Consider the following 23,570-nt stretch of genomic DNA (forward strand, 5'->3'; position numbering starts at 1 on the left):
CGCTTGCCTGGCCGGGCTCAGTGCTCGCCGACGGTTGCGCGTAGCGCCTCGCGCAGGGTCTTCAGGAACCCGGCGGCGGCATCGAAGCCGGGTCGGGGCCCGCAGCGCGTCCAGGAGTCGACGACGCAGCGTGCGACTTGGCGCAGCCGGACATTGCTGTCCTGCGACAGCATCCGAAGGACGTCGAACGCGTTCTCGGCGGTGAGGCCGAAAGCCAGCATCAGGATCCCCTTGGCCTGTTCGATCACGGGTTGGCCGGCCAACTTGTCCCTCAGCTGCTCGACTTCCAGTCGCAGGCGCTCGGCCTCGGTCGCGGGGGCGGGAGCGGCGGCTGTCCTCCCGTGCGTTGGACCTTGGCTGGCCAAGGTGAGCGTCATTGCTGCTCCTTTCGGGTTCGGCTGAGGTCGGCGAGGACGGAAGCGGTGTGGCGCGGGGTGCAGTGGCCGGCCAGGTCGCGGATCTGTGTTCGGCAGCTGAATCCGTCCGCGATCACCAAAGTGTCGCGATCCGCACCGCGCAGCGTGGGTAGGAGTTTGTCCTCGGCACAGGCAACGGATACGTCGTAATGGCCGCGTTCGAAGCCGAAGTTCCCTGCGAGGCCGCAACACCCGGCATCCAGGACGTGTGCGCCGATGCCGGCGTCGTCGAGGAGTTCCTTCTCATGGGTGTAGTGCAGCACCGCGTGCTGGTGACAGTGGGGTTGTACGACCGCGCGACCGCCGGTGTGGGGGGGATGCCAGTCGGGCGCCCGTCGACGCAGCAGTTCGCCGATCGTGTAGGTCTGTGCGGCGAGTCGGTGTGCGTCCTCGTTGCCGTACAGCAGGTTGACGGCATCGGAGCGGAACACCGCGGCGCAACTTGATTCCAGGACCACCACCGGGATACCGGTGCGCAGCGCCGGGCGCAGCGCTCGCAGCGTCCTGCTCAGGACCTTCTTCGCGACGCCGAGTTGGCCCGTCGAGATCCACGTCAGACCGCAACAGAGCGCTCGTTCGGGCACGGCGACGGTGAACCCGACAGACTGCAGCAGTTCCACGGCGTCTCGGGCGATGTCCGGATCGAAGTTGTTGGTGAACGTGTCCGGCCATAGCAGCACCGGTCCACGTTCACCTTCCCGGTGGGGCTGGGTGCGCCACCATCGCGTGAAACGTTCTGCCGCGAAACGCGGTACGTCACGGTGAGCATCGATTCCTCCGGCAGCTTTGATCACCGCGTCCAGACGCGGCATATGGGTCATCGCGTTGACTGCGCGAGGGGCCACCGCCGCGAGGCGGGCCCACAGCGGGATCCAGCCCATCGAGTAGTGCGCCATCGGACGCAGCCGGTGGTGGTAGTGGTGAAAGAGGAACTCCGCCTTGTACGTTGCCATGTCGACGTTGACCGGACAGTCACTCAGGCAGCCCTTACAGGCCAGGCATAGGTCGAGGGCGTCGCGCACCTCGGTCGAGGCCCAGCCGTCGGTGATGACGTCGCCATGCAGCATCTCGAACAGCAGGCGGGCACGGCCGCGGGTCGAGTGGTGTTCCTCGCCGGTGGCGCGATAACTGGGGCACATGACGCCGGACTCGTCACCACGGCACTTGCCGACACCGACGCATCGCGCGGCGGCATGCGAAAAGCGGTGTCCGTCTTCGGCGTAGCTGAAGACGGTCGATGGCTCGATCGGCAGGTACCCGGTGCCGAACCGCAGGTTCTCATCGAGGCGGTACGGGTTGACGATCTTCCCCGGGTTCATGTGGTTGCCGGGATCGAACAGTGCCTTGGTCTTGTCGAACGCGTCGACGACGCGCTGCCCGAACATTATCGGCAGCAGTTCACCGCGCGACTGGCCGTCACCGTGCTCACCGGACAACGACCCGCCGTAGTCGACGACGAGATGAGCGGCGTCGTAGGCAAACCGGCGGTACTTGGCGATCCCGGCGGAGGTTCTGAGGTCGAAGGGGATCCTGGTGTGCACGCAGCCTTGCCCGAAATGCCCGTAGAGCGACGATGTTCCGTAGTCGTAGCGGTTCAGCAGGGCCCGAAAGTCGCGTAGGTAATCACCGAGCCGCTGCGGCGGCACCGCGGCATCCTCCCACCCTTCGTGCGTTTCGGGTCCGACCGGGGGATACGCCGTCGCCCCCAGACCGGCTTCGCGGGCCGCCCACACCTGCTTTTTGCGTACCGGATCGTCCACGACGGTGGCGTCGCAGTCGGTGACCTTCTGCAGCGCTTCGATCAGGGCTTTGGCCCTGTGGTCGGCGTGATCTTGGTTCTCGCCGTCCATCTGGATCATGAGCCATCCACGGCCGTGAGGAAGTTGATGTAACGCCTGCTCGGCCAGCCGCCGCGAATGTTCGAGTTCGACCAGCCGATGGTCCAAACCCTCCAGCGCGGCCGGCTCATGTTCCAATACGGCAGGCACGGCATCCGCGGCGGCGGCGATGTCGTCGAAGCCAAGCAGTACCAGGGCGCTTGCGATGGGCCGGCGGACGAGCCGGATCTCGGCGCGCGTCACGGTGATCAGCGTGCTCTCGCTTCCGACCAGGGCCTTGGCGAGGTGAAAGCCGTTCTCGGGCAACAGGCTGTCGAGGTTGTAGCCCGATACCCGACGTGGGATATGGGGGTAGCACGACCTGATGTCGTCAGCGTATTCGGAAATGATCGAGCGCAGTCCGCCGTAGAGTTCTGCGACGCGCCCGCCCGCGGCGATGATCCGGTCGACCTCGGAGTCGTCGGTCTCGCGCACCCAGCGGTGTACACCGTCGTAGGTCAAGATTTCAAGGGCGCGAACCGAATCGACCATTTTGCCGTAGGCCTGGGCGGTGGAGCCGCAGGAGTTGTTGCCGATCATTCCGCCGATCGTGCAGCTGACATGTGTGGAGGGTTTGGGGCCGACCATCCAGCCGGCGTCGGCGAGTTGGTCGTTGAGGTCGTCGAGTTTGATGCCCGGTTCGACGACGGCCGTGCCGTTATCGGTGTCGACAGCGTGCACGCGTGTGCAGTACTTGCTCCAGTCGAGCACCACGGCGGCGTTGCAGCACTGTCCGGCGAGGCTGGTGCCGCCGCCGCGGGAGAGCACCGGTACGTCGTGGTCGCGGCACACCGCAATGGCCGCGACCGCGTCGTCGGTGGTGTATGGCACGACGACGCCGATGGGCACCTGGCGGTAGTTCGACGCGTCGGTGGAATATGCGGCGCGCGACCCCCGGTCGAACCGGACCTCTCCTGTGATTTGGTGGTCGAGTTCCGTCGCGAGTTTGTCGAAGAGCAGTGGTGAAGTTGGGCTCATGGGCTGGACTCCCGGTGTCAGCGGACGCGATAGGGATCGAGATCTTGGCTGCGCACGGCAAGACCGTGGCCGGGGGCGGTCGGATCGGGCCGGATCACACCGTCGACCGGAAACTTTGCCCCCTCGAAGTACCGCGTCTCGATGCGGGCGTGATCGTGAAACCACTCGAGGTGGCGCAGGTTTGGCGTGGCCGCACCGACCGCTGCGTGCAGCCACGGCGCGCAATGCGCGGACACCTCAAGGTGGTGTGCGGCGGCCAAGGCGGCAACCCGCTGCCATTCAGTGATGCCGCCACAGCGCGTCGCATCGATCTGCAGGCAGTCGACCGCCGAACACAGCGGGACGAAATCATCGAGGCGGTAGCCGTATTCACCCGCCGCGACATCGGGTTCGACCGCATCGCGAACGGCGCGCAGTCCCGGCGCATCATCGGATGAAACCGGCTCTTCCAGCCAGGCGATCTCGAGATCGTCCACCTCAGACATCAGCCGTATCGCCTGTTTGGCGGTGTAGGCGCCGTTGGCGTCGACCATCAGTGCGGCTTTGTCGCCGACCACGGCGCGGGCGTGGCGCATTCGCGACACATCTCTTCGGCTGCACGATCCCCATGACTGACCGATCTTGATCTTCACATCGGACACCCCGAGGTCCTGCACCCAACCCAGTAACTGGTCGCGCATCTGGTGGTCGTCGTAGGTGGTGAAACCCCCACTGCCGTAGACCCGTACGGCGTCGCGAACGCTGCCGAGGAGTCGGTGCAGTGGCGTCGCGAGCACCTTGGCTTTGAGGTCCCACAGTGCCGTGTCGACGGCGGAGATCGCTTGTCCGGCAATGCCGCCCCGGCCGATGTTGCGCACACCTTTGGTCATGGCGACGAACGCCGCTCCGACGTCGAGCGCATCTCGCCCGACGACCTGTGTGGCGAGGTTCCGGGTGATGACGTCGGCGGAGGTCGGGTCCCCGTACGTCCAACCAGTTCCGGTGATATCACCGCAGTCGGCAGAGGCGATTACCAGCGTGGTGTCTTTCCAGGCCAGCGTTCCGTCGGCCTCCGGCGCATCGGTCGGGATGGTGTACGCACCAGCATGCAGTGCAGCCACGGTTGCGGTCCGGGTGCCGGCGCGGACGGCGTCGTTGGTTCTCGTCATGAGCGTGCGTGCGGTATGAACTCTTGTGCCTTGGTCTTGAGGCCTTCCTTGATGAAGCCCCGACTGTCCTCATCGCCCTTGAGCACTGCCGTGACGGTCGCCTTGGCTTGTTCCAGGGTGGCGTGCTGCGGAATCGGCGGCATGTTGGGATCGGTGTGCACGTCGAGCACGGACGGGCGGTCGGCGGAGAGGGCTGAACGCCACGCGTCTGCCAACTGCTCGGGGTCGCGCACGGTGTGCGCCTGCAGCCCCAGGCTGGCGGCGAACCCGGCGAAGTCGACGTCTGGAAGGGTCTGGGATGCAGTGAATTTGGGCGACCCGTTCATCGCGCGCATCTCCCAGGTCACCTGGTTGAGGTCGTTGTTGTGCAGCACCGCGACGATCAGGCGCCGGTCTGACCACTGCTGGTGATAACGCTTGATCGTGATGAGTTCGGCCATCCCGTTCATCTGCATGGCGCCGTCACCGACGAATGCGATGACCGGGCGGTCGGGGTGTGCGAACTTGGCGCCGATGGCGTAGGGAACGCCGGGGCCCATGGTGGCCAGCGTCCCGGACAGCGAACCACGTACGCCCGGCCCGAACCGCAGTTGTCGGGCATACCAATTGGCAGCGGAGCCGGAATCGGCGGTCACGATCGCGTCGCCGGGTAACTGCGAGGAGAGTTCGGAAAACAGCCGTAGCGGGTTGACACGATCGGTACTGAGCGCAGCCTCTCTGGCCATGGTCTGCCACCAGCGGTCGACATTCGATTCGACCGTGTCCCGCCACGACCGGTCAGACTTGTACCGCAGCCGCGGAATAAGACTTCGCAACGCGGATTTCGCGTCGGCGACCAAGTTCACGTCGTAGGGGTAGCGCATGCCGATCATCGTCGGATCGATGTCGATCTGGACGCTGCGGGCCTGTCCGAAATCGGGCAGGAATTGGGTGTAGGGAAAGCTCGATCCGACCGTGAGGAGCGTGTCACAGTCACGCATCAGCTCATAGCTGGGCCGAGTGCCCAGTAGGCCGATCGAGCCCGTCACCCAGGGCAGCCCGTCAGACAGCACGTCCTTCCCCAGCAGCGCCTTGGCCGCTCCCGCGCCGAGGAGGTCAGCGGTCTCGGCCAGTTCGGCTTCGGCTCCGCGGGCGCCATTGCCGACCAGCATCGCGACTTTGGTTCCCGCATTGAGGATGTCGGCGGCGCGCGCGATCGCCTCATCGTCGGGGGTCACCGCCGGCCAGTCCACGCCGAGGCTGGACGGCACCATCTTGAAGGCGTGCTGCGGTGGGCGATAGGGGAGTTCCTGCACGTCGGCCGGAATGATGAGAGCGGTCGGGGCCTGTCGGGCCACCGCGGTGCGGATGGCGCGGTCGAGGACATTGGGAAGCTGTTCGGGCACCGTCACCATCTGTACGTAGTCGGCGGCAACGTCCTTGTAGAGGGAAAGAAGGTCGATTTCCTGTTGGTAGGAGCCACCCATGGCGCTGCGGTTGGTCTGCCCGACGATGGCCACCACCGGTACGTGGTCGAGTTTGGCATCGTAGAGGCCGTTGAGGAGATGTACCGCTCCGGGGCCGGACGTGGCCATGCAGACACCGAATTTCGCACCGCCGAACTTTGCATAGCCAACCGCTTCAAAGGCGCTCATCTCTTCGTGCCGAGATTGGACGAACTGCGGATCGTCTTCGGCACGACCCCAGGCGGCCAGAATGGCGTTGATTCCGTCACCCGGATACGCGAACACCCGGCGGACACCCCAGGCACGTAATCGGCCGAGTAGGTAGTCGGCGACTGTTTCGTCGGACATAGCTGGTCCTCTCAGAATCACCTGTGAACAGGGCCCTATCCCCGTCCTACGCTTTCAGTTGCGCTCTAGCAACGATTGCAAGCTGTAAACTAGCTGAGAATTCGTCGTGAGCCACCGCGTCGCGCACACCCGGTGCGCTGTACCGAGCGGAAGGCGTCGACGTCCCCCGCCTACCTGGCTGCGTGGAGATGTTGTCGACGGCGGTGCGCGGACGTGGAGGTGTGGTGGCCGCTGAGTTGTCGCGCGCTGTTGATCAAGCCGACAAGGCTGAAGGCCTGCGGCGTATTGCCCAGTTGTCGCTGACTTTTCGGCTCGTACTCTTCGCTGAGCAGTCCGACGTCGTTGCGCAACCCCAACAGTCGTTCGAAGAGTGCGGTGGCTTGCGCGCGGCGCCCGATACCGCACAGCGCATCGACAAGCCAGAAGCTGCAGGCCAGGAATGCGCCCTCTCCACCGGGAAGTCCGTCGTCGCTTTTTTCTGGCAGGTATCGCAACAGCAGCCCGTCGCGGCTGAGCTCGCGTTGCACGGCCTCGACGGTGCCGACGATGCGCGGATCGTCGTAAGGCAGGAAGCCGACCCGTGGCAGCAGCAACAGCGCGGCGTCGAGGTGGTCGGAACCGTAGGACTGGGTGAACGTACCGCGCTGCGCGTTGTACCCGTGCCTGCAGACGTCAGCGTGGATCTCGTCGCGCAGTGCGCGCCATCTGTCGAGCGGTCCCGGCAGGTTGTGGTTCTCGACCGTCCGCACCGCCCGGTCTATCCCGGCCCACGCCATGACCTTGGAATGCACGAAATGGCGTGCAGGGCCTCGGATTTCCCAGAGGCTGCTGTCACAGCGTCGCCAGTTGCCCTCGAGGAAGTCCAGAAGTGCGCGCTGCACGTCCCAGGCGGTGTCGTCGGTTGGCAGGCCGCAATCTCTGGCCAGATGCAGCCCGTCGAGCACTTCGCCCCACACGTCGAGCTGGAGTTGGGCCGCCGCGGCGTTGCCTACCCGCACCGGGGTGGAATTTTCGTAACCGCCCAGCCAGGGAAGGTCGAATTCGGGTAGCCGCCGCCTCCCGTCCGCGCCGTACATGATCTGCAGGTCCGCCGGGTCACCCGCGACCGCGCGCACCAGCCATTCCCGCCATGCTCGCGCCTCGCCGACGAAACCGGTGCCCAGAAGCGCTTGCAGGGTGAACGTGGCGTCGCGAAGCCAGCAGTAGCGGTAGTCCCAGTTGCGGGGGCCGCCAAGTTGCTCTGGGAGCGACGTCGTCGCAGCGGCCAGGATGCCGCCGGTGGGAGCGAATGTCAGCGCCTTGAGCAACATCAGTGCCCGGCGCACCTCCGATTGCCACGATCCGGTGTAGCGGCACTGTGCCGTCCAGTCGCTCCACCACCGTTCGGTTTTCGCCAGCGCTTGCTCGGCATCGACCGGCTGAGGTGGCGGCAGATGGGAAAGCTGGTGGGTGAGGACGAAGGGTATGCGCTGCCCCTCCGCGACGGTGAACACCGCGAACGTGGTCAAGTCGCGTCCGCGCGTTTCGACCGGTGTGCGCAGCCACACCGAGTCCGGTCCGGCGATGGCCGAAAGGCCGCCGTCGCAGCGGCGCACCCAGGGGACCACGTGGCCGTAGTCGAAGCGCAGCCGCAGCGTCATCGCGATCGGGACCGTGCCGCTGACACCCTCGACGATGCGAACGACATCGGCGGCAACGCCGCGCGGGGGCATGAAGTCGATGATCCGAACGCTTCCGTGCACGGTGTCCCACTCCGTTTCAAGCACCAGCGAGTCGTCGCGGTAGCGCCGTCCGGTGGCCGTGCGGCCTTCGGCGGGCGCCATCTGCCACACTCCCGCGTCGGCTCCGCCGAGCAACGCCGCAAAGCAGGCCGGTGAATCGAAGTGCGGCAGACACAACCAGTCGATGGCTCCATCACGGCCTACGAGAGCGGCGGTTTGCAGGTCGCCGATCAGGGCGTAGTCCTCGATCGCTGCCATGTTTCAGCCTTCGTCGTCGAGGGTGATGATTACCTTGACGTCGTGAGGCTGGGCGGTGAAGGCGTCGACGGCCAGGTGCAGCGGGACTCGCCGGGTGATCAGGCTGGCCAGCCAGTCCTTATCGGCCTTGGCCAACGCCTCGGCGGCCTGGCGGTAGTGGCGCAGGTTGGCATTGACCGACCCGACCACCGCGTCGTTCTCCAGCACCAGCTCACGGTTGATGGCGCCGGCGTCGATTTTCAGTCGTCGCCCGGCCGGGGAGACTCCCGTCAGGCAGACGACGCCGTAGGCCGATGTGTTCGCGATGGCGCCGAAGACCACCGATCCGGCCCCGGTCGCCTCGATCACCACGTCCGGCTGCAGTTTCGAGGCAACGTCGTCGATGTCGTCGTGGTGGTAGGTGGCGCCCAGCGCCGCGGCGATCCCCGGCTTGGGCCCTTCGGTGACGCGGTCGAGGATGTGGGTGTCGAGGCCTTGCTGCACCGACAGCAACGCGGCCAGCAAGCCGATCGGTCCGGCGCCGGTGATCAGCGCCCGTTCGGGTTCGAAGTATCCCCGTTGGCCGATGCGTCGGACCTGTTCCCAGGCCTTGGCCACCACCGTGGTCGGCTCCATGAGCACCCCGACATCCCGAAGGCCCTTGTCGATGGCCACCGCGTAATCGGTTTCGACGCACCATCTTTGGCTGCCGTAGCCGTCGATCTCCTTGATGCCGCGCTCGGTGTAGCGACCGTTGCGGCACATGTCGAACTCGCCGTGGGCGCAGGCCCGGCATGGCACTGGGTCGGGCCGGCGCACCACGCCGACCACCAGGTCACCGGTGGAGAATGCAGTACCGGGCGGCGCGGCGGCCACCCGGCCCAAAGACTCGTGCCCGATCACCAGCGACTGTCGGCCGGGCGGCGCCCAGCCGTACTGTCCGCTGGCGATCTCCCTGTCGGTACCGCACACACCGAGCGCCAGACCGTCCACCAGGAGTTCGCCGGGACCGGGATCCGGATCGTCGAGCTCATCGACAGCGAGGGTGTCTGTCTTGCCCGGTTGCACCGTCAATGCCTGCATGCCGGTAGGACTTGCCGGTACACGGTGTTTGCAAACCGATAATCATTGCGGTTTGATAAATAATTTCCGGTGGAAAGCGAGGCGAAGGTGACGGGTCGCGGCAACGTGACGAACGATCAGGTGGAATCGGTGATGAGGGCCTCCCGCGCACTCGTCGGCATTACCGCGGCTTCCGTGTCCACCGTCGACGAGGTGGTGACCGTGCCACAGCTGCGGGTGATGATGATGATCGCGACGCGCGGCGCCATGAACCTCGCCGCAGTGGCGGCCGGCCTCCAGGTCAGCGCATCGAACGCGAGCAGGATCTGCGATCGGCTGCTCAAGATCGGGATGGTTGACCGCCGAGACGATCCGGCCGACCGGCGCAACATCGCTTTGACGCTGACCTCGGCTGGTCAGGCGTTGATCGATCGGGTCATCCATCATCGTCGACTCGCGATTCGGCGGGTTTTGCGGCAGATGACCCCGGAGCAGCGCGATGCGTTGACGGCGGGCCTGGACGCTTTCGCGACCCTCGCCGGGGAGCCGCGCGAGGAGCACCGGCACGCACTCATCTGAGCCGCCCGCCGGTGCGCGGGACGGCGCGTCGGCGGCGTCGCGGCGCGGAGGTGGGATACTGGCGAGAGCCCATGTCTACTTCTTTGCCGCTCGTGTTCGATCCGCCGCGCCGCGCCATGCCGCCGCGGCATTTCGCCGACCTCGACGAGGCGGGCCGCGCCTCGGCCGTCGGTGAACTCGGATTGCCCGCGTTTCGGGCCAAACAGGTGGCCAACCAGTACTACGGCAGGCTGGTCGCCGACCCCCGCCAGATGACCGATCTGCCCGCCGCGATGCGTGAGCAGGTCGCCGACGCGCTGTTTCCGACGCTCCTGACCACGGTGCGTGAGATCGAGACCGACGCGGGGGAGACGCGCAAAATGCTGTGGCGCGCGGTCGACGGCACGACGTTCGAGTCGGTGCTGATGCGCTACCCCGACCGCAACACCGTGTGCATCTCGTCGCAGGCGGGGTGCGGTATGGCGTGTCCGTTCTGCGCGACGGGGCAGGGCGGGCTGAAACGCAACCTGTCGACGGCCGAGATCCTCGAGCAGGTGCGCGCCGCGGCGGCCGAGTTGCGCGACCGCGATGGGGGTCGGCTGTCAAACATCGTGTTCATGGGCATGGGGGAGCCGCTGGCCAACTACAACCGGGTGCTGTCCGCGGTGCGGCGGATCATCGCACCGGCTCCGAACGGCTTCGGAATCTCGGCGCGGTCGGTCACCGTGTCCACCGTCGGGCTGGCGCCCGCGATCCGCAAGCTCGCCGATGAACGGCTCAACGTGACGCTGGCGTTGTCGTTGCATGCGCCCGACGACGAGTTGCGCGACACGCTGGTGCCGGTGAACAACCGCTGGAAGGTGTCTGAAGCTCTTGACGCGGCACGGTATTACGCCGATGTGACGGGTCGTCGGGTGTCGATCGAGTATGCGCTGATCCGCGATGTGAACGACCAGCCTTGGCGCGCCGACCTTTTGGGTGAGCGGTTGCATGGCGCGCTCGGTCCGCTGGTGCATGTGAACGTCATTCCGCTGAACCCGACGCCGGGTAGCGAATGGGACGCCAGTCCCAAGCCTGTCGAGCGGGAGTTCGTCAGGCGGGTGCGTGCGCGGGGGGTGTCCTGCACCGTGCGCGACACCCGCGGCCGCGAGATCGCCGCCGCGTGTGGGCAGTTGGCGGCGCAGGGCTGAACGCTGGCTGTTGCCCGCTCGTTACGGTGGCGGTTCGGGCAATGCCGGGCTGCCGGCTGGCGGCTTCAATTCCCACGTGTGAAAGGCCATCGCCAGCATCGCGTAGGTGCCGACGATGAAGATGAGTTCCATCGCCTGGTGCGTGCCGAGCTGGTGGACGAGACGTTGCCACGTCGCCGCGTCGGCGCGGCCTCGGGCGAGCAGCTCGTCGGTGGCGTCGAGCACCAACCGGTCGACACCGGCGAAGCCGTCGTTACCTTGGGCCAGGCGGTCGATATCGTCGGAGAGCATTCCACCTTCGGTGGCGACCTTGGTGTGCTCGGCCCAGAAGAACGCGGAACGGCGGGTCTGGGCGACTCGAAGAATCGCCAGTTCCCGTAACCGCAGGGGCAATTCGCCGCGCTGCAACAGCCACCCGTTGAAGGCCAGGAAGCGGCGGGCCATTTTCGGGTGCCGAGCGAGCAGCCCGATGATGTCGAAGTTGAGCGGGTCGGCGGCGTGACCGGATCCGGCGCGTGGCACCTTGTCTCCCGGCAGACCCAGCAGCGCCCCGAACGCGGCGTACTCGTCGTCGCCCCATTCGTCGGCGCTCAGCGGCGCGAGGGTCATGTCCGGCGCCCTCCGTTGACGGGGATGACTTGACCGGTGATGTAGTCCGATTCGTCCTGACACAGAAAGATCGCCGCGTTGGCGATATCCTCGGGCCGACCCGCTCGGCGCACCGGTGTGATCTTCGCGAAATGCTCGAGGCTGGCGGTGAACCGTCCTTCTTCAATGGCCTTCTCCAGCATCGGGGTGACCACCATGCCGGGCGGAATCGTATTGACCGTGATGCCTTTCGGCCCGAGTTCCAACGCCAGGCTCTTGGTGAACCCGATGACACCCGCCTTGGAACTGACGTAGGCGGCCATCCGCGACTGTCCGCCTTGAGCGCTCGACGACGAGATGTTGACGATGCGGCCCCACTGCGCTTGAACCATGTCGGGAAGCACCACCTGTGTGCAGATGAACGGCCCCCGCAGGTTGACCGCCATTACGTGGTCCCACTGCTCGTCGGTGATCTCGTCGAACTTGCCGAACTGCTCGATGCCGGCGTTGTTGATCAAAATGAGCACCGGACCCAGGTCCGCCCGCACCTGCGCGACGGCGGCTTCGACCGCACTCCGGTTGGACACGTCCACGACGTAGCCCGCGACCTTCGCGCCTTCGCCCTGCAGTCGGTGGACCTGTGCTTCGATCTGCTCGGCGGCGATGTCGAAGATCGCGACGTTGGTACCCCGGGCCGTGAGTGCCTCGGTGATGGCCAGCCCCAGCCCGGCGGCGCCGCCCGTGACGATGGCCGTGGTGTTTTCGAAGGGCATCGTGGTGATTCCTAGGAGTACTCGATGTGCAGGCGGGTCAGGCCGCGCAGGATGAAGGTCGGGAGGTAGGAATAGCGACGGTTGTCGGCTGGGCCGTGTCTTCCTTCGTCGATCCTGATTTCGGTGGTGCGGTCGAAGAGTCGCTCCAAAGTGATGCGGCCTTCGGCTCGCGCCAGGGGCGCTCCCGGGCAGGCGTGGGGGCCACGACCGAACGCGACGTGGTTGCGCGCATTGGGGCGGCCGATGTCGAAAGTGTCGGGTTCGGGGAACCGGCGCGGGTCGCGGTTGAGTGCCGCGTTGACCAGCATGACGGTGGTTCCGGCTGCCAGGTCCACCCCTCCGACGGTGACCGGGCACTTGGAAAGCCGGAAGTCACCGCGGACCGGACTTTCGTAGCGCAGCGTCTCTTCGATGAAGTTGGGGATGAGGTCGCGGTTGGCGCGCAATTGGGCTTGCAGCGCGGCATCTTCGGCGATCAACATCACCGCGGCGCTGAGCAGGCGCACTGTGGTCTCCTGCCCCGCGGCGAAAAGGTTTGCCGCAACTCGGACCGCGTCGATGACCTCCGGTGTGCTGCCGTCCGGGAACGTCGCACTAGCGATGCCGTTGAGCACGTCGGCACGGGGCTCGCGGCGGCGATCCTCGATGTACTCGCTGAACTTGCTGTACAGGTATTCGAGCGGAGAGTGGTGCATCTGCTCGCCTTCGCTGCTGCCGATGGTCCCTGCTTCGGTCAGCAACGCGTCGCGAAATCCACTCTGATCCGACTCGGGAACCCCGAGCAGGTCGGCGATCACCAGCATCGCGAAAGGGGAGGCGAAATCCGCGATGAACTCACAGCGGCCGCCCGTGAGCGCCTGGTCGAGCTGGCGGTCGGCCAGCTCCCACATGAAGTCCTCATTCTCCTTGAGCCGCTTCGGAGTGAGCATTCGCGACAGCAGTGCCCGGTGCGCGGTGTGCACCGGCGGATCGAACGTCGGCAACTGATCGCTGAACGGCACTTCGTCGCGGTGGCGCGCGATGAGCTCGGAGATGTCGTCGCCTTCCAGCGGCACCGGGAAACCCGGGAAGGGGCCGGTGACCGAGATACACGACGAGAACCTCTCCGTGTCGTTATAGATCGCCACGCCCTCGTCATATCCGGTGACCATCACCACGTCGTGGTGCTTCTCCCGGCGCAACGGACACTCGTCACGCATCGCGGCCAAATAGGCGTACGGGTCGTGCAGCAAGTCGTTATCGGTGAAGAAGTCTCTGGTATCGAGATCTGTCACGGCGTGCCCTCGGCACCATCGAAACTCGGCACCGAGCCGGCGGCGGGCAGTTCCATCTGCAGGTAGACGGCGATGCGGCGAATCCTGTCGTCGGTGTTGAACTCAAACACCGAAACGGTGTTGACCACGCTGTTGAAATCGCCTACGCGGCTGTGTTCTTCGAGCTCGAGGAACACCACGTCCGGTGTCTCGGTGAGACGCTGGAATGTGCAGTCCCACTCCGCGGACTTCGCCCAGTTGGTCAGGAACTCCGTGTAGGAGGCCCAGTCCATCACTTCTTTGAATGGTCCGAGCCGGACGAAGTTGTCGACGTCGATCAATTCGGCCAGCGGTGCCCAGTTGGCAGCAGTGAAATCGGGAGCCTTGGCGGCCTCGACGAGACGCTTGGTGGTCTGGCTGTACTCGAGCACGGCCCGCGATCGGCCGGTCGCGGTCGCGAGGACGTCATTGAGGGTCGTCATGCCGTCACCTCGGTCGCCGCCATGTACCGGTCGACGACGGAGTGGAAGTGGCCGATGACGACTTCCTCCTTCACCAACGACAGGTGATCGAGCCGCTTATTGCGCAGCCCCTTCTGCTGACGCGGCATCTGGACGTAGTCCTGGTGCAGCGCTTCGAAATACTTGTAGCTGCCGGGTTCATCGACCTCGATCAGCTCCGCGCGGAAGGCATCTCGGTGCTCGGCGGGCAGGAACATGTAGCTGCTGACGTGCCAGATGCAGCGGTTCGGGTCACCGTCGGGGTGCGGCACCGCCGCGATGATGTGGCATTCGCCGGCCCGGACCGTCATGAAGAAGTTCGGGAACAGCACCCAACCCTGGTTGTCGCTCATCTGGTCGTCGGTGAGCCCGGTGACGTCGAGGCCCATGCCGGTCAGGGTGTCGCGGGTGGCCTGCTGCAGCAGCGCGCGTGCAGTCACGCCCTCGGGGAACTCCACCTCGCCGTCCGCGCCTTGGTATGGCGCGACGAGCTCCTGGAAGCGGGGGATCACCGCGGCGGTGCCGGGAAATGTCTCGGGCAGTGCCATGATGCCGTCGACCTGTTTCTGTGCGCCCGCGCCCTGCACCTCGAAAGGGGCAACGGCGACGCTGTGGTTCTCGAAGAACCGGTAGCGGGTGGTTGCCGGGTCGATGTTGAGAACGGCGAGCAACTGCGGGTGAATTCCGTTGATGTGGTAGCCCTCTTCGAAAGCGTCCATCACAACTTTCCAGTTGCAGTCGAGGGCCTCGCGGACGTCCATCACGGTGGTCATCTGATCGAGGTGGTAGGGCTCGAGCAGTTCGATCACCTCGTCGCCCAGGTACTGCCGTAGTGGTTGAGCATTGGGGTCCGGGTTGAGGAAAATGAACCCGCCGAAGGTGTCGACGGACACCGGTAACAGGGAGTTGTCGCTCTTGTCGACCTGCCCGGCGACCTCCTCCCTCAGCACACCGCGCAGTTTGCCTTCGAGGTCGTAGGCCCACAGGTGGTACTGACATAGAAAGCCCCGCTTGGCATTACCGGTGTTTGTCATGCACAGCATGTTTCCGCGGTGCCGGCATGCGTTGACGAAGCCGCGTAGCTTCTCGTCTTTGCCGCGGACGATGACGTACGACTGGTCGACTATCTGGTAGCGCTTCCAGTCACCGACCTTGGGCAGGTCGTCGACGCGCCCGGCGACCTGCCACACCCGCGCCCAGATGCGTTCGCGCTCGCGGGCGGCGTATTCGGGGGAGGTGTACCGGTCGGTCGGGATCCGCATATTGAACGTGCCCGGCGTGACCTCGTTCAGGCCGAGGCCAATTCCTGAGTCGGGATTCAGCCACTCACCGGGGCGCGCAATCTGAGTCATATCGAACCTCCTGGTCCATATCCGGGCGTTACCGAGCTGTGGGTGCGCCTGGTCACCCACCCGAACTGTGTGATGGCCATCACCATATACATCAGTGTATGAAATATACAATGATGTATTAAAGTGGTTTGAGTCACAGCTGCCCGCGTGTGACCGTGACGAAGGGATCGCGATGGAATGCCAACTCGAGCTCAGTGCGGCCAGAGTCCCGGAGTTGATCAGCGTCGCGGGCGGCTGGCTCTGCGACCGTGCACTGGCCGGTTGGACGGTGACGGTGTGGGTTCCGGATCGTGACCACGACCGATCTCTGTCAGTGCTTGGGGTGACGGCCCGCGACTCGGCCGCTCCGACCGATGTGCCTGCTTTGCACGGCCCGCCGCCGGGAGACGTCGCCTGTCTTCAGCCCGACGTTGTGCGCCATCGCGTCAGCGTCGCCGCGCGCGCGTTCAAAGCCCGGGCGTTGCTGCTGGCCGGTTTACCGGTGAGCACTGCAGAAGTCGAAACGTTCAAGCTGGGTGCGCCCTCAAACACGTTGCTGACAGGAAGATTCGTGCACACCTCTCTCGCAGCTCTGGTGCCGTGACGACTCGTGTGGCGGCGGCGCTGTGGGAGGATCGGCGCATGCCGGAGCGGTGGACCAGGGAGCGACGCCTCGAGCACACCCGTAACCTGCTGCTCGACGCCGCCGAAGAGGTGTTCGCGCGCAAAGGCCTGACCGGTGCGGCATTGGAAGACATCGCCGAGATAGCTGGCTACACGCGCGGGGCGATCTATTCGCACTTCGGCGCGAAGGAAGAGTTGTTCCTCGCGGTCGTCGACCGTCAGCGGCAGCGCTTCCTCGACGGCTTCAGCGACATCATCCAGTCGTTCGGTCGGCTCGACGAACTAAGCGTCGACGAACTCGCCGAGCGGTGGCGCGATGTGGGCAGTGACCCGAACCGGGCAGCCCTCAACTACGAACTCACGCTGTACCTGTTACGCAACGCGCAAGCGCGCGAACGACTCGAAAAGCAACGGCGCGAGACGATCCGATCGCTCGCCGAGTTCATCAGCAAGGACGTCGCACGGTTGGGCGCGACCCTCACGATGCCCGCCGATGCGTTGGCCCGGCTGATCCTCGCGGTCAACGACGGCGTCACACTCGGCAGTCACCTCGATGGCGCCGACCTCTACCGCCCCTATCTGCAGCTGATCGTGTCGAGCCTCGTTCCGGCCAGCGCTTGAGGTCGATGGGACTGCAGTGGGGTCACGACCCTTTCGTGAAATCGCGACGCTGAGCTCTTCTCGTCGAGACTGCGGTGAGATCGCGTTTCGGCGCGAGATCGCGATCTGTGCGCAGTCTCGATCCCTGGGCGTCTACTCAGCCCGGTGCGTTGACGAACCAGACGTTCTCCTCGCGCAGCCGGCGGCTGCGCCACCCGTCCGGTGTGCGCACGAGCTCATGGTGGTAATAGCCGCCGCAGCTGCTCACCTCGTCCATGCCGGGTAGTTGCATGGGGTTGTAGAACATCGCCCGCACCGTCGCGGTGTCGCCGTCGATCTCGCTTTCGATGTTGGTGATGTAGTGCATGCTCCACGGCAGCACCCCGAAGTTCGCGGCGAACCAGTCGACAACCTCGTCGCGGGTGCCGACGACCGCGCCGGCAGATGAGTAGTCGATGTGGGCGTCCTCGGTGAACACCGACCGGTACAGCTCCCAGTCCTTGCTGTCCACGGCGCGGGCGTAGCGGTGCAACAGCCGGGCTATCTCGAGCTCGTCGCGGACCCTGTCACTAGCCATGCGCAGAGCCCTCAGCCCGTCGGGGAGATCGACGAAATGGCGGATTCCTCTCGGGGTGGAGTCACTCGGGCATGCCGATTGTCTTGGCTTCCAGGTACTCCTTGTAACCTTCCTCGCCGTTGCGGTAGCCCAAACCGCTCTGCTTGGTCCCGCCGAACGGGCTGGTGATACCGAAGTGGCTCTTGCCGTTGATCGTCACGTTGCCCGTCCGCATCCGGCACGCCACCTCGAACGCGCGGTCCACATCACCGCCGGACACCTCACCGGAGAGCCCGTAGATGGTGTTGTTGGCAATCGCGACGGCCTCGTCGTCGCCGTCATACGGCGTCACGGTCAGCACCGGGCCGAAGATCTCCTCCTGGGCCACCTGTGAATCCGGGTCGACGTCGGCCAGCAGCGTGGCCTGCGTGTAATAGCCCGTCGGCAGGTTCTCCGGGATACCGCCGCCGGTGACCAGCCGCGCCCCGGAGTCGACGCCGGATTTGATCAGCCCCAGCACCTTTTGCCGCTGGGTTTCGCTGATCTGTGGGCCCTGCATGTTGCCCGGCGTCCACGGATCCCCGACCGGGAAACCCTCCATCATCGTCTTGAGGATCTCGATGCCCTCGTCATATCGGCTGCGCGGCAACAGGATCCGGCTGGGCAGGATGCAACTCTGTCCGGACATCACACACGCCATCATCGCCGCCATCGACAGCGCCGAGTTGAAGTCGGCGTCGTCGAGCACGATGTGCGCCGATTTACCGCCCAGCTCCAGCAGCGTCTTTTTCACCGTCGACGCGCCCGCGGCCAGGATCGCGCGGCCGGTCGCGGTCGAACCGGTGAAGGTGATCATGTCCACCCGCGGATCGGCCGAAAGCGCCGCGCCCACTTCGTTGGCGTTGGAGACCACGACGTTGAACACCCCGGCGGGGATGTCGGTCTCCTCGGCGACGATGCGGCCCAGTTCGCTGCCCGACCACGGGGTCAGCTGGGCGGGCTTGAGCACCACGGTGTTTCCGGCCATCAACGCCGGGATGGTCTCGGCGATGTTGAGGTAGAACGGCACGTTCCACGGCGTGATCGCGCCGACCACACCCACAGGCTCGTAGTGGATCTTGCGCCGCGCGGGCCCCAGCTGGGTGGGATGCACCCCGGTGTCGACCAGGTACTCGAAGGCCTTGCCGTGCTCGGCCCAGTGCTTGACTTCTTCGATCGGGCTTTCGATCTGGCTGCCCGACACCGTGACGGGACAACCCACCTCGGTGATCAGGATGCGCCGCAGCCGTTCCTTGTCCTTGTCCAACGCGGCGTGCAACTGGGTCAGGCAGTGATAGCGGAAATCCAGATCGCGCGACCAGGTGCTCTCGTCGAAGGCGCGCCGCGCGGCGCCGACCGCGCGTTCCATATCGGCCACGGTGCCGTCGGTGGCCTGACCGGCCACCTCCTCGCTGGCCGGATGGATGACGTCGAACGTCGCCCCGCTACTGGTGAACTGCAGCTCACCGTCGATCAACATCCGCTCTTCACCGGCCAGCACGCCGGTCTCAGTCTGCACCTCGGTCATGCAGGCAACTTTACAGTTTTTCCCGTAACTGTCACCGTTTCGGCACAGCCGAAGTCAGGTCGCCGGTTTGATGCCCGCGGCGTGGCGAAGTTGGGCGAGGAACTGGTCGTCGTCGTCGCTGCGCACGATGAAGTGCGAGATGGCGACCCGAATGACCGTGGCCGCCTTGATCGCTCGGTTCGAGCCGCTCATCAGCCGCTCCAGCCGCGCCCGCATCACCGGGATGACGGCCGTCAGTTGGGGGATGACCACCTCGGGTTCGATGTCGACCATCCGCACCCCCGAGTAGGAGTGCTGGTAATCGACGATGAACCGCAGCGCGGCGTCGAGTTTCTCGGTGCCGCGCAGGCCCGCGGTGGCCGCGCTGACACCGTTGTCGAACACCTCGCTCTCGTAGGATCCGAACGCGTCGAGCAGTTCGGGCTTGGAGGAAAACCATCGGTAGAGCGTCGGGCGCGACACACCGGCTTGCAGCGCGACCTCCGAGAGGCTCAGCTTGGTTTGGCCACTTCGGGCGAGCACCTCAGCGGTGGCGACCAGGATCCGGTTTCGCGTCGACGTGTCTTCGACAACGCCGGCGGCAGCGGATGTTGAATCGTTCACGGAGAAGTCTCTCAATCGTCTGGGTTCCGTCGATCGTAGGCCTTTTGTCACAGTGAACTTGTCAGTTGGGCGACCGTGTCCAGATCGTCGAGCGCGGCCACCGCGCGGCGCAACCCCTCTACGGCGATGTCTTCGGCCTGCATACCGCCCATTCCCGCGGTGATCAGCGCGGCGACGTAGGCGTACAGCGCGCCTTGCCGGTAGCGGCGCCACAGGTCGTCGTGATCGAGGTGCGGGCCGCCGTGCGCGGCCAGCGCCTGCCGGTAGACGTCGAGCAGTTCGCGCTGGTCAGCGCGGCGGTCGGCGGCCGTCATGCTGGTGACCAGGGTGTAGGCCAGTTCGCGCCCGGGGTGCCCGCGCCGGACGGCCTGCCAGTCCAGCAGCCCGGCCCGACCGTTGCGGAAGTAGACGTTGCCGGGGTGGGCGTCGCCGTGCATGACGGTGTGCGGCGGTCGGTCGATCAGGCGGGCGACCGCACGGTAGTTGTCGTCGATGAACCGGCCGCGCTCCACGGGGATGTCGGTGCGTTCGGCGATGCGCCGCGCCGACGTCTTCAGCAGGGCGCCGGTGAGCAGCGAGGTGCTGTCACCTGATGCGGTGTATGCCCACGACGGCACCCGCTCCCAGAACGTCGCGTGCAGCCGCGCCAATAGTTCGACGATCAGCGCGGCCTGATCGCGGTGCAGGGGATGCAACGTGTCGGGGAACTGGCATTCGTCGCCGGGCAGGTCCTCGAGCACCAGCACATAGCGCCCGGTCAGCGCGTCGAATGCCGAGCCGTAGGAGCGGGGCACGCCGGTCAGCCGGGCGGAAAGCTCTCGGTAGAAACGGGTTTCGGTCTCGGCGAGCCTGCCCAACTCACCCATCAGCCGGGTCGCGGCCGTTTCGGCGGACATCTTGACGAAGACCGAGGCCGGCACGTCCGTACCGGTCAGCGCCAGACGCGCCCGCGACGACGTCCCCGCGTCACCGCCGAGCACCGACACCGAGGTGACTGTGCGACCCATGATGCGGGTCAGCGTCGCGGCGTCGAGATCGTCGATCGTGCGCGGAACCGAACGGATCCGGCCGACGGCGGCGTCGGTGGCGATACGTTGTACACCGCGCCCCAGATGCGACGCCAAGCCGACTACCGGCGCAACCCGATTCACCACGACAGTTTACAAATTGCGCGCGGTTTGTAAATCACTTCGGAAGGATGTGCATGGCCGGACCGTTGGAGGGCACCAGGGTCGTCGAACTCGGGGTCTGGGTGGCGGGCCCGGCCGCAGGCGGCATCCTCGCCGACTGGGGCGCCGACGTCGTCAAGATCGAACCGCCGACCGGCGATCCGGCGCGCACGTTCGGGCGGATGCTGGGCATCGAGGACGGCCTCAGCCCGCCGTTCGAGATGGACAACCGCGGCAAGCGCAGCGTCGTGCTCGATCTGACCGCCGAGCCCGGTCGCCTCAGCGCACTCGAATTGCTTTGTGACGCCGACGTTTTCCTCACCAATGTGCGCCCAGGCGCGCTGCGGCGGATGGGGCTGGACTTCGCGACGGTCGCGGCGGGCAACCCCGCGCTGGTGTACGGGCTGATCACCGGTTACGGCGAGAACGGGCCCGACGGCGACCGGGCGGCCTACGACGTCGCGGCGTTCTGGGCCAGGGCCGGGCTGGCGCATCTGCTGACCCGGCCCGGCCAGACGCCGCCGTTTCAGCGCGGCGGCATGGGCGATCACGCGGCGGGGATGACGCTGGCCGCCGCGGTGTGCGCGGCGCTGGTGGCGCGCACCCGCACCGGCCAAGGCCAACTGGTGAGCACCTCGCTGTACCGGCAGGGCGCCTACACGGTCAGCTTCGACCTCAACACGTTCCTGCTGACCGGCCACACCATCGCCATCGGGCAGCGCGAAACGATGGGCAACCCGTGTATGAACAACTACACCGCCGGCGACGGGCGCCGATTCTGGATCGTCGGCCTGGAGGCGAATCGGCACTGGCCGCCGCTGTGCCGGGCGGTCGGACGGCCCGAGTGGTTGACCGATCCGCGCTACGAGACGGCGCGGTCGCGCGCTGTGCACGCGGTCGAGCTCATCGCTGAACTCGACGAGATCTTCGCGACCCGCACCCTCGACCAATGGTCGAAAACCTTTGCCGCTGAACCCGAATTGTTCTGGGCGCCGATCAACTCCGTCGAAGACGTGCTGGCCGACGACCAGTTCCACGCCGCAGGCGGCATCGTGGATGTGCCCGACGGCCCCGACGGCGAGGCCTCGGTACCGATGATCGCCTCGCCCGCCGATTTCTCGGCCACCCCGTGGGCGCCGCGCTCGGCGGCGCCGCGCCTCGGTGAGCACACCGAGGAGGTGCTCGCCGAACTCAGGGCACGTGATGCTTGATGCGGCCGGCGTGTCGCAGCTGGGTGAGAAACTCCTCGCCGTCGTCGCTGCGGACCAGGTAGTGCGAGACCGCCACGCGCACGGCGGTCGCCACCGCGAGCCCGGGGTCGGGCCCGGTGGCCAGCCGCTCGAGCCGATGGCGCAGCAGCGGTATCACCCGCGACAGCCGCTTGATGACCCGTTCCGGTTCGATGTCGACCATTCGCAGCCCGGGATAGGACTGCTGCAGTTCCACGATCACCCGCAACGCGGCGTCGAGTTGCTCACCCCGCGGCAGACCGGACGTCGCCTCGGTCACCGCGCGTTCGTAGAGTTGGCGCTCCCACACCACGAAGGCGTCGAGCAAGTCCCGTTTGGAGGGGAACCATCGGTACAGCGTGGGCCGCGACACGCCCGCCTCCTGCGCGACCTCCGACAGGGACAGCTTGGTCATGCCGTGACGGCCGAGCACCTCGGCGGTGGCGGCCAGCAGCCGCTCCCGCGTCGGGATATCGGGTTCAGCCCAAACATTCGGCATTGTTATAGCTTTACAAAAATTCGCTCAAGTGTCACGCTGAGCCGGTGACTGTCACCAGCCCGCAGTTTCGAAAGTACAGCCCGCACGACCTCTCGACGCGCAAATTCTGGAGCAAACCCTTCGACGTTCGGGACCAGACCTTCGCGAAATTGCGCGCCGGGGAAGGGCTCAGCTGGCATGAGCCGCTGCCGTCGCTGTTCGACATGGTCGAACCGGGCTTCTGGGCGGTGACGCGCCGCGCCGACATCGTTTATGTCAGCCAGCACCCCGAACTGTTCACGTCGGCGCAGGGCGTCGCGCTGGATCCGATGCCCGCCGAGGTGCAACAGATCGCCACGTTCTTCCTCGGGATGGATCCGCCGCAGCACACCGTCTACCGCAGGTTGGTCAGCGCGGCGTTCACACCGCGCAACGTGCGCCAGATCGAAGACCAGATCCACAAGAACGCGGTCAGCGTCGTCGACGACCTGGTCGGCGCGGGTGACGTCGACTTCGTGACGGCGTGCTCGGCCCGGCTTCCGATGCTCACCATTTCCGAAATGCTCGGCGTGGCACCGTCGGAACGCGAAGCGGTCGCCAAGGCCGCCGAGAAGCTGTTCTCGATGAGCGACGACGAGTACAGCTCGTTGGAAGAGCGGGCCGAAAACACCATGAGCGAGATGATGTTGTTGGTCAACACCGGTATCGAGCTAGCCAAGTTCCGGCGCAAACACCCCGGCGATGACCTGATGACCAGCATGGTCGAAGCGGAGGTCGACGGCCACCGGCTCACCGATGAGGAAGTCGGCGCGTTTCTGCTGCTGCTCGCCTCGGCGGGCAACGACACCACCAAGCAGACGACGTCTCACGCGATGCTGGCGCTGGTGAACCATCCGGCGCAGCGGGACTGGCTGATGGAGGACTTCGACGGGCGAATCACCTGGGCGATCGAGGAATTCGTGCGGTGGTCCACTCCGGTGCTGCAGTTCGCCCGGTTTGCCACCGAGGACACCGAGGTGGCCGGCCAGCAGATCAGCGCCGGGGAGAAGCTGGGGCTGTTCTACTGTTCGGCCAACCGCGACGAAACCGTCTTCGACGACCCGCACACGTTCAACCTGCAACGCTCACCGAACCCGCACCTGGGCTTCGGCGGTGGCGGGCCGCACTTCTGCCTCGGAAACCAGCTGGCCAAGACGGAGCTGCGAAACCTGTTCCGCGAGTTGCTGACCCGGCTCACGACGATCGAGTTCGGCGAACCGGATCTGTTGCTCAGCAACTTCGTGCACGGGATCAAGCGTCTGCCGGCGCACCTTCGCTAG

General features: G+C 65.9%; 22 protein-coding genes. 6 read left to right on the forward strand and 16 right to left on the reverse strand.

Going from position 1 to position 23,570, the window contains the following annotated elements; translation table 11 throughout:
* Positions 1-17 precede the first annotated feature (17 nt).
* The 6 genes from ABQE93_RS14515 to ABQE93_RS14540 all read right to left on the reverse strand — a co-directional run bounded on the left by ABQE93_RS14515 (position 18) and on the right by ABQE93_RS14540 (position 9,253).
* Positions 18-377, reverse strand: a complete 360-nt coding sequence (locus ABQE93_RS14515) for an ANTAR domain-containing response regulator (RefSeq protein ID WP_448408389.1) — start codon at positions 375-377, stop codon at positions 18-20.
* Entirely contained in the window at positions 374-3,271 is a 2,898-nt protein-coding gene (locus ABQE93_RS14520) for an FAD-binding and (Fe-S)-binding domain-containing protein (protein ID WP_448408387.1), read from the reverse strand. The genes ABQE93_RS14515 and ABQE93_RS14520 overlap by 4 nt, the downstream gene beginning before the upstream one ends.
* Before the next feature lie 17 nt (positions 3,272-3,288).
* Positions 3,289-4,419, reverse strand: coding sequence for an enolase C-terminal domain-like protein (locus ABQE93_RS14525; RefSeq protein WP_448408386.1), 1,131 nt, complete (start codon positions 4,417-4,419; stop codon positions 3,289-3,291).
* Positions 4,416-6,212: a thiamine pyrophosphate-requiring protein gene (locus tag ABQE93_RS14530; protein WP_448408384.1), complete on the reverse strand. Its 1,797-nt coding sequence runs from the start codon at positions 6,210-6,212 to the stop codon at positions 4,416-4,418. The genes ABQE93_RS14525 and ABQE93_RS14530 overlap by 4 nt, the downstream gene beginning before the upstream one ends.
* A 170-nt stretch (positions 6,213-6,382) precedes the next feature.
* Positions 6,383-8,191, reverse strand: coding sequence for a glycoside hydrolase family 15 protein (locus ABQE93_RS14535; RefSeq protein ID WP_448408382.1), 1,809 nt, complete (start codon positions 8,189-8,191; stop codon positions 6,383-6,385).
* Positions 8,192-8,194: 3 nt separating this feature from the next.
* Positions 8,195-9,253 (reverse strand): glucose 1-dehydrogenase, encoded by a 1,059-nt coding sequence (locus ABQE93_RS14540; protein ID WP_448408380.1) that lies wholly within the window; start codon positions 9,251-9,253, stop codon positions 8,195-8,197.
* A 69-nt stretch (positions 9,254-9,322) separates the two neighbouring features.
* Here ABQE93_RS14540 and ABQE93_RS14545 point away from each other — a divergent pair, with 69 nt between their 5' ends.
* A complete protein-coding gene (locus ABQE93_RS14545; RefSeq protein WP_448408379.1) occupies positions 9,323-9,811 on the forward strand; it encodes a MarR family winged helix-turn-helix transcriptional regulator in 489 nt (162 codons plus the stop codon).
* Positions 9,812-9,882: 71 nt separating this feature from the next.
* Complete coding sequence (gene rlmN / locus ABQE93_RS14550) at positions 9,883-10,980, forward strand: dual-specificity RNA methyltransferase RlmN (protein WP_448408377.1); 1,098 nt, start codon at positions 9,883-9,885, stop codon at positions 10,978-10,980.
* A 21-nt stretch (positions 10,981-11,001) separates the two neighbouring features.
* Here rlmN and ABQE93_RS14555 read toward each other — a convergent pair whose 3' ends face one another.
* The 5 genes from ABQE93_RS14555 to ABQE93_RS14575 form a co-directional block, all read right to left on the reverse strand.
* Positions 11,002-11,589, reverse strand: a complete 588-nt coding sequence (locus ABQE93_RS14555) for a carboxymuconolactone decarboxylase family protein (RefSeq protein ID WP_448408375.1) — start codon at positions 11,587-11,589, stop codon at positions 11,002-11,004.
* Positions 11,586-12,341, reverse strand: a complete 756-nt coding sequence (locus ABQE93_RS14560) for an SDR family NAD(P)-dependent oxidoreductase (RefSeq protein ID WP_448408373.1) — start codon at positions 12,339-12,341, stop codon at positions 11,586-11,588. The genes ABQE93_RS14555 and ABQE93_RS14560 overlap by 4 nt, the downstream gene beginning before the upstream one ends.
* Positions 12,342-12,352: 11 nt before the next feature.
* Positions 12,353-13,540, reverse strand: a complete 1,188-nt coding sequence (locus ABQE93_RS14565) for a cytochrome P450 (protein WP_448408705.1) — start codon at positions 13,538-13,540, stop codon at positions 12,353-12,355.
* Positions 13,541-13,611: 71 nt separating this feature from the next.
* On the reverse strand, positions 13,612-14,076 hold the full coding sequence (locus ABQE93_RS14570; RefSeq protein ID WP_448408372.1) for a hypothetical protein: 465 nt from the start codon (positions 14,074-14,076) through the stop codon (positions 13,612-13,614).
* Complete coding sequence (locus tag ABQE93_RS14575; protein WP_448408370.1) at positions 14,073-15,446, reverse strand: aromatic ring-hydroxylating oxygenase subunit alpha; 1,374 nt, start codon at positions 15,444-15,446, stop codon at positions 14,073-14,075. The genes ABQE93_RS14570 and ABQE93_RS14575 overlap by 4 nt, the downstream gene beginning before the upstream one ends.
* A 172-nt stretch (positions 15,447-15,618) precedes the next feature.
* Here ABQE93_RS14575 and ABQE93_RS14580 point away from each other — a divergent pair, with 172 nt between their 5' ends.
* Both ABQE93_RS14580 and ABQE93_RS14585 read left to right on the forward strand, forming a co-directional pair.
* A complete protein-coding gene (locus ABQE93_RS14580) occupies positions 15,619-16,029 on the forward strand; it encodes a hypothetical protein (protein WP_448408369.1) in 411 nt (136 codons plus the stop codon).
* Positions 16,030-16,067: 38 nt separating this feature from the next.
* Positions 16,068-16,670 carry a TetR/AcrR family transcriptional regulator gene (locus ABQE93_RS14585; RefSeq protein ID WP_448408704.1) on the forward strand — a complete coding sequence of 201 codons (603 nt, stop codon included), beginning with the start codon at positions 16,068-16,070 and terminating at the stop codon, positions 16,668-16,670.
* A 136-nt stretch (positions 16,671-16,806) separates the two neighbouring features.
* Here the strand turns inward: ABQE93_RS14585 and ABQE93_RS14590 are convergent, their stop codons facing one another.
* The 4 genes from ABQE93_RS14590 to ABQE93_RS14605 form a co-directional block, all read right to left on the reverse strand.
* Positions 16,807-17,226 (reverse strand): nuclear transport factor 2 family protein, encoded by a 420-nt coding sequence (locus ABQE93_RS14590; protein WP_448408367.1) that lies wholly within the window; start codon positions 17,224-17,226, stop codon positions 16,807-16,809.
* Between the two features lie 61 nt (positions 17,227-17,287).
* The gene (locus ABQE93_RS14595; RefSeq protein ID WP_448408365.1) at positions 17,288-18,772 is read right to left on the reverse strand and encodes an aldehyde dehydrogenase family protein; all 1,485 of its coding nucleotides are present in this window, start codon (positions 18,770-18,772) and stop codon (positions 17,288-17,290) included.
* A gap of 54 nt (positions 18,773-18,826) precedes the next feature.
* A complete protein-coding gene (locus ABQE93_RS14600) occupies positions 18,827-19,375 on the reverse strand; it encodes a TetR/AcrR family transcriptional regulator (RefSeq protein WP_448408364.1) in 549 nt (182 codons plus the stop codon).
* A gap of 47 nt (positions 19,376-19,422) precedes the next feature.
* Positions 19,423-20,526 (reverse strand): phosphotransferase, encoded by a 1,104-nt coding sequence (locus ABQE93_RS14605; protein ID WP_448408363.1) that lies wholly within the window; start codon positions 20,524-20,526, stop codon positions 19,423-19,425.
* A 53-nt stretch (positions 20,527-20,579) separates the two neighbouring features.
* Between ABQE93_RS14605 and ABQE93_RS14610 the strand changes: the two genes are divergently transcribed.
* Positions 20,580-21,755 carry a CaiB/BaiF CoA transferase family protein gene (locus ABQE93_RS14610; RefSeq protein ID WP_448408361.1) on the forward strand — a complete coding sequence of 392 codons (1,176 nt, stop codon included), beginning with the start codon at positions 20,580-20,582 and terminating at the stop codon, positions 21,753-21,755.
* Here ABQE93_RS14610 and ABQE93_RS14615 read toward each other — a convergent pair.
* Positions 21,736-22,272, reverse strand: a complete 537-nt coding sequence (locus ABQE93_RS14615; protein WP_448408360.1) for a TetR/AcrR family transcriptional regulator — start codon at positions 22,270-22,272, stop codon at positions 21,736-21,738. The two genes, ABQE93_RS14610 and ABQE93_RS14615, sit on opposite strands and share 20 nt — an antisense overlap.
* Before the next feature lie 44 nt (positions 22,273-22,316).
* On the opposite strand from ABQE93_RS14615, the gene ABQE93_RS14620 reads away from it, so the two are divergent.
* The gene (locus ABQE93_RS14620) at positions 22,317-23,570 is read left to right on the forward strand and encodes a cytochrome P450 (protein WP_448408358.1); all 1,254 of its coding nucleotides are present in this window, start codon (positions 22,317-22,319) and stop codon (positions 23,568-23,570) included.

Source organism: Mycolicibacterium sp. XJ662 (genome assembly GCF_053484035.1).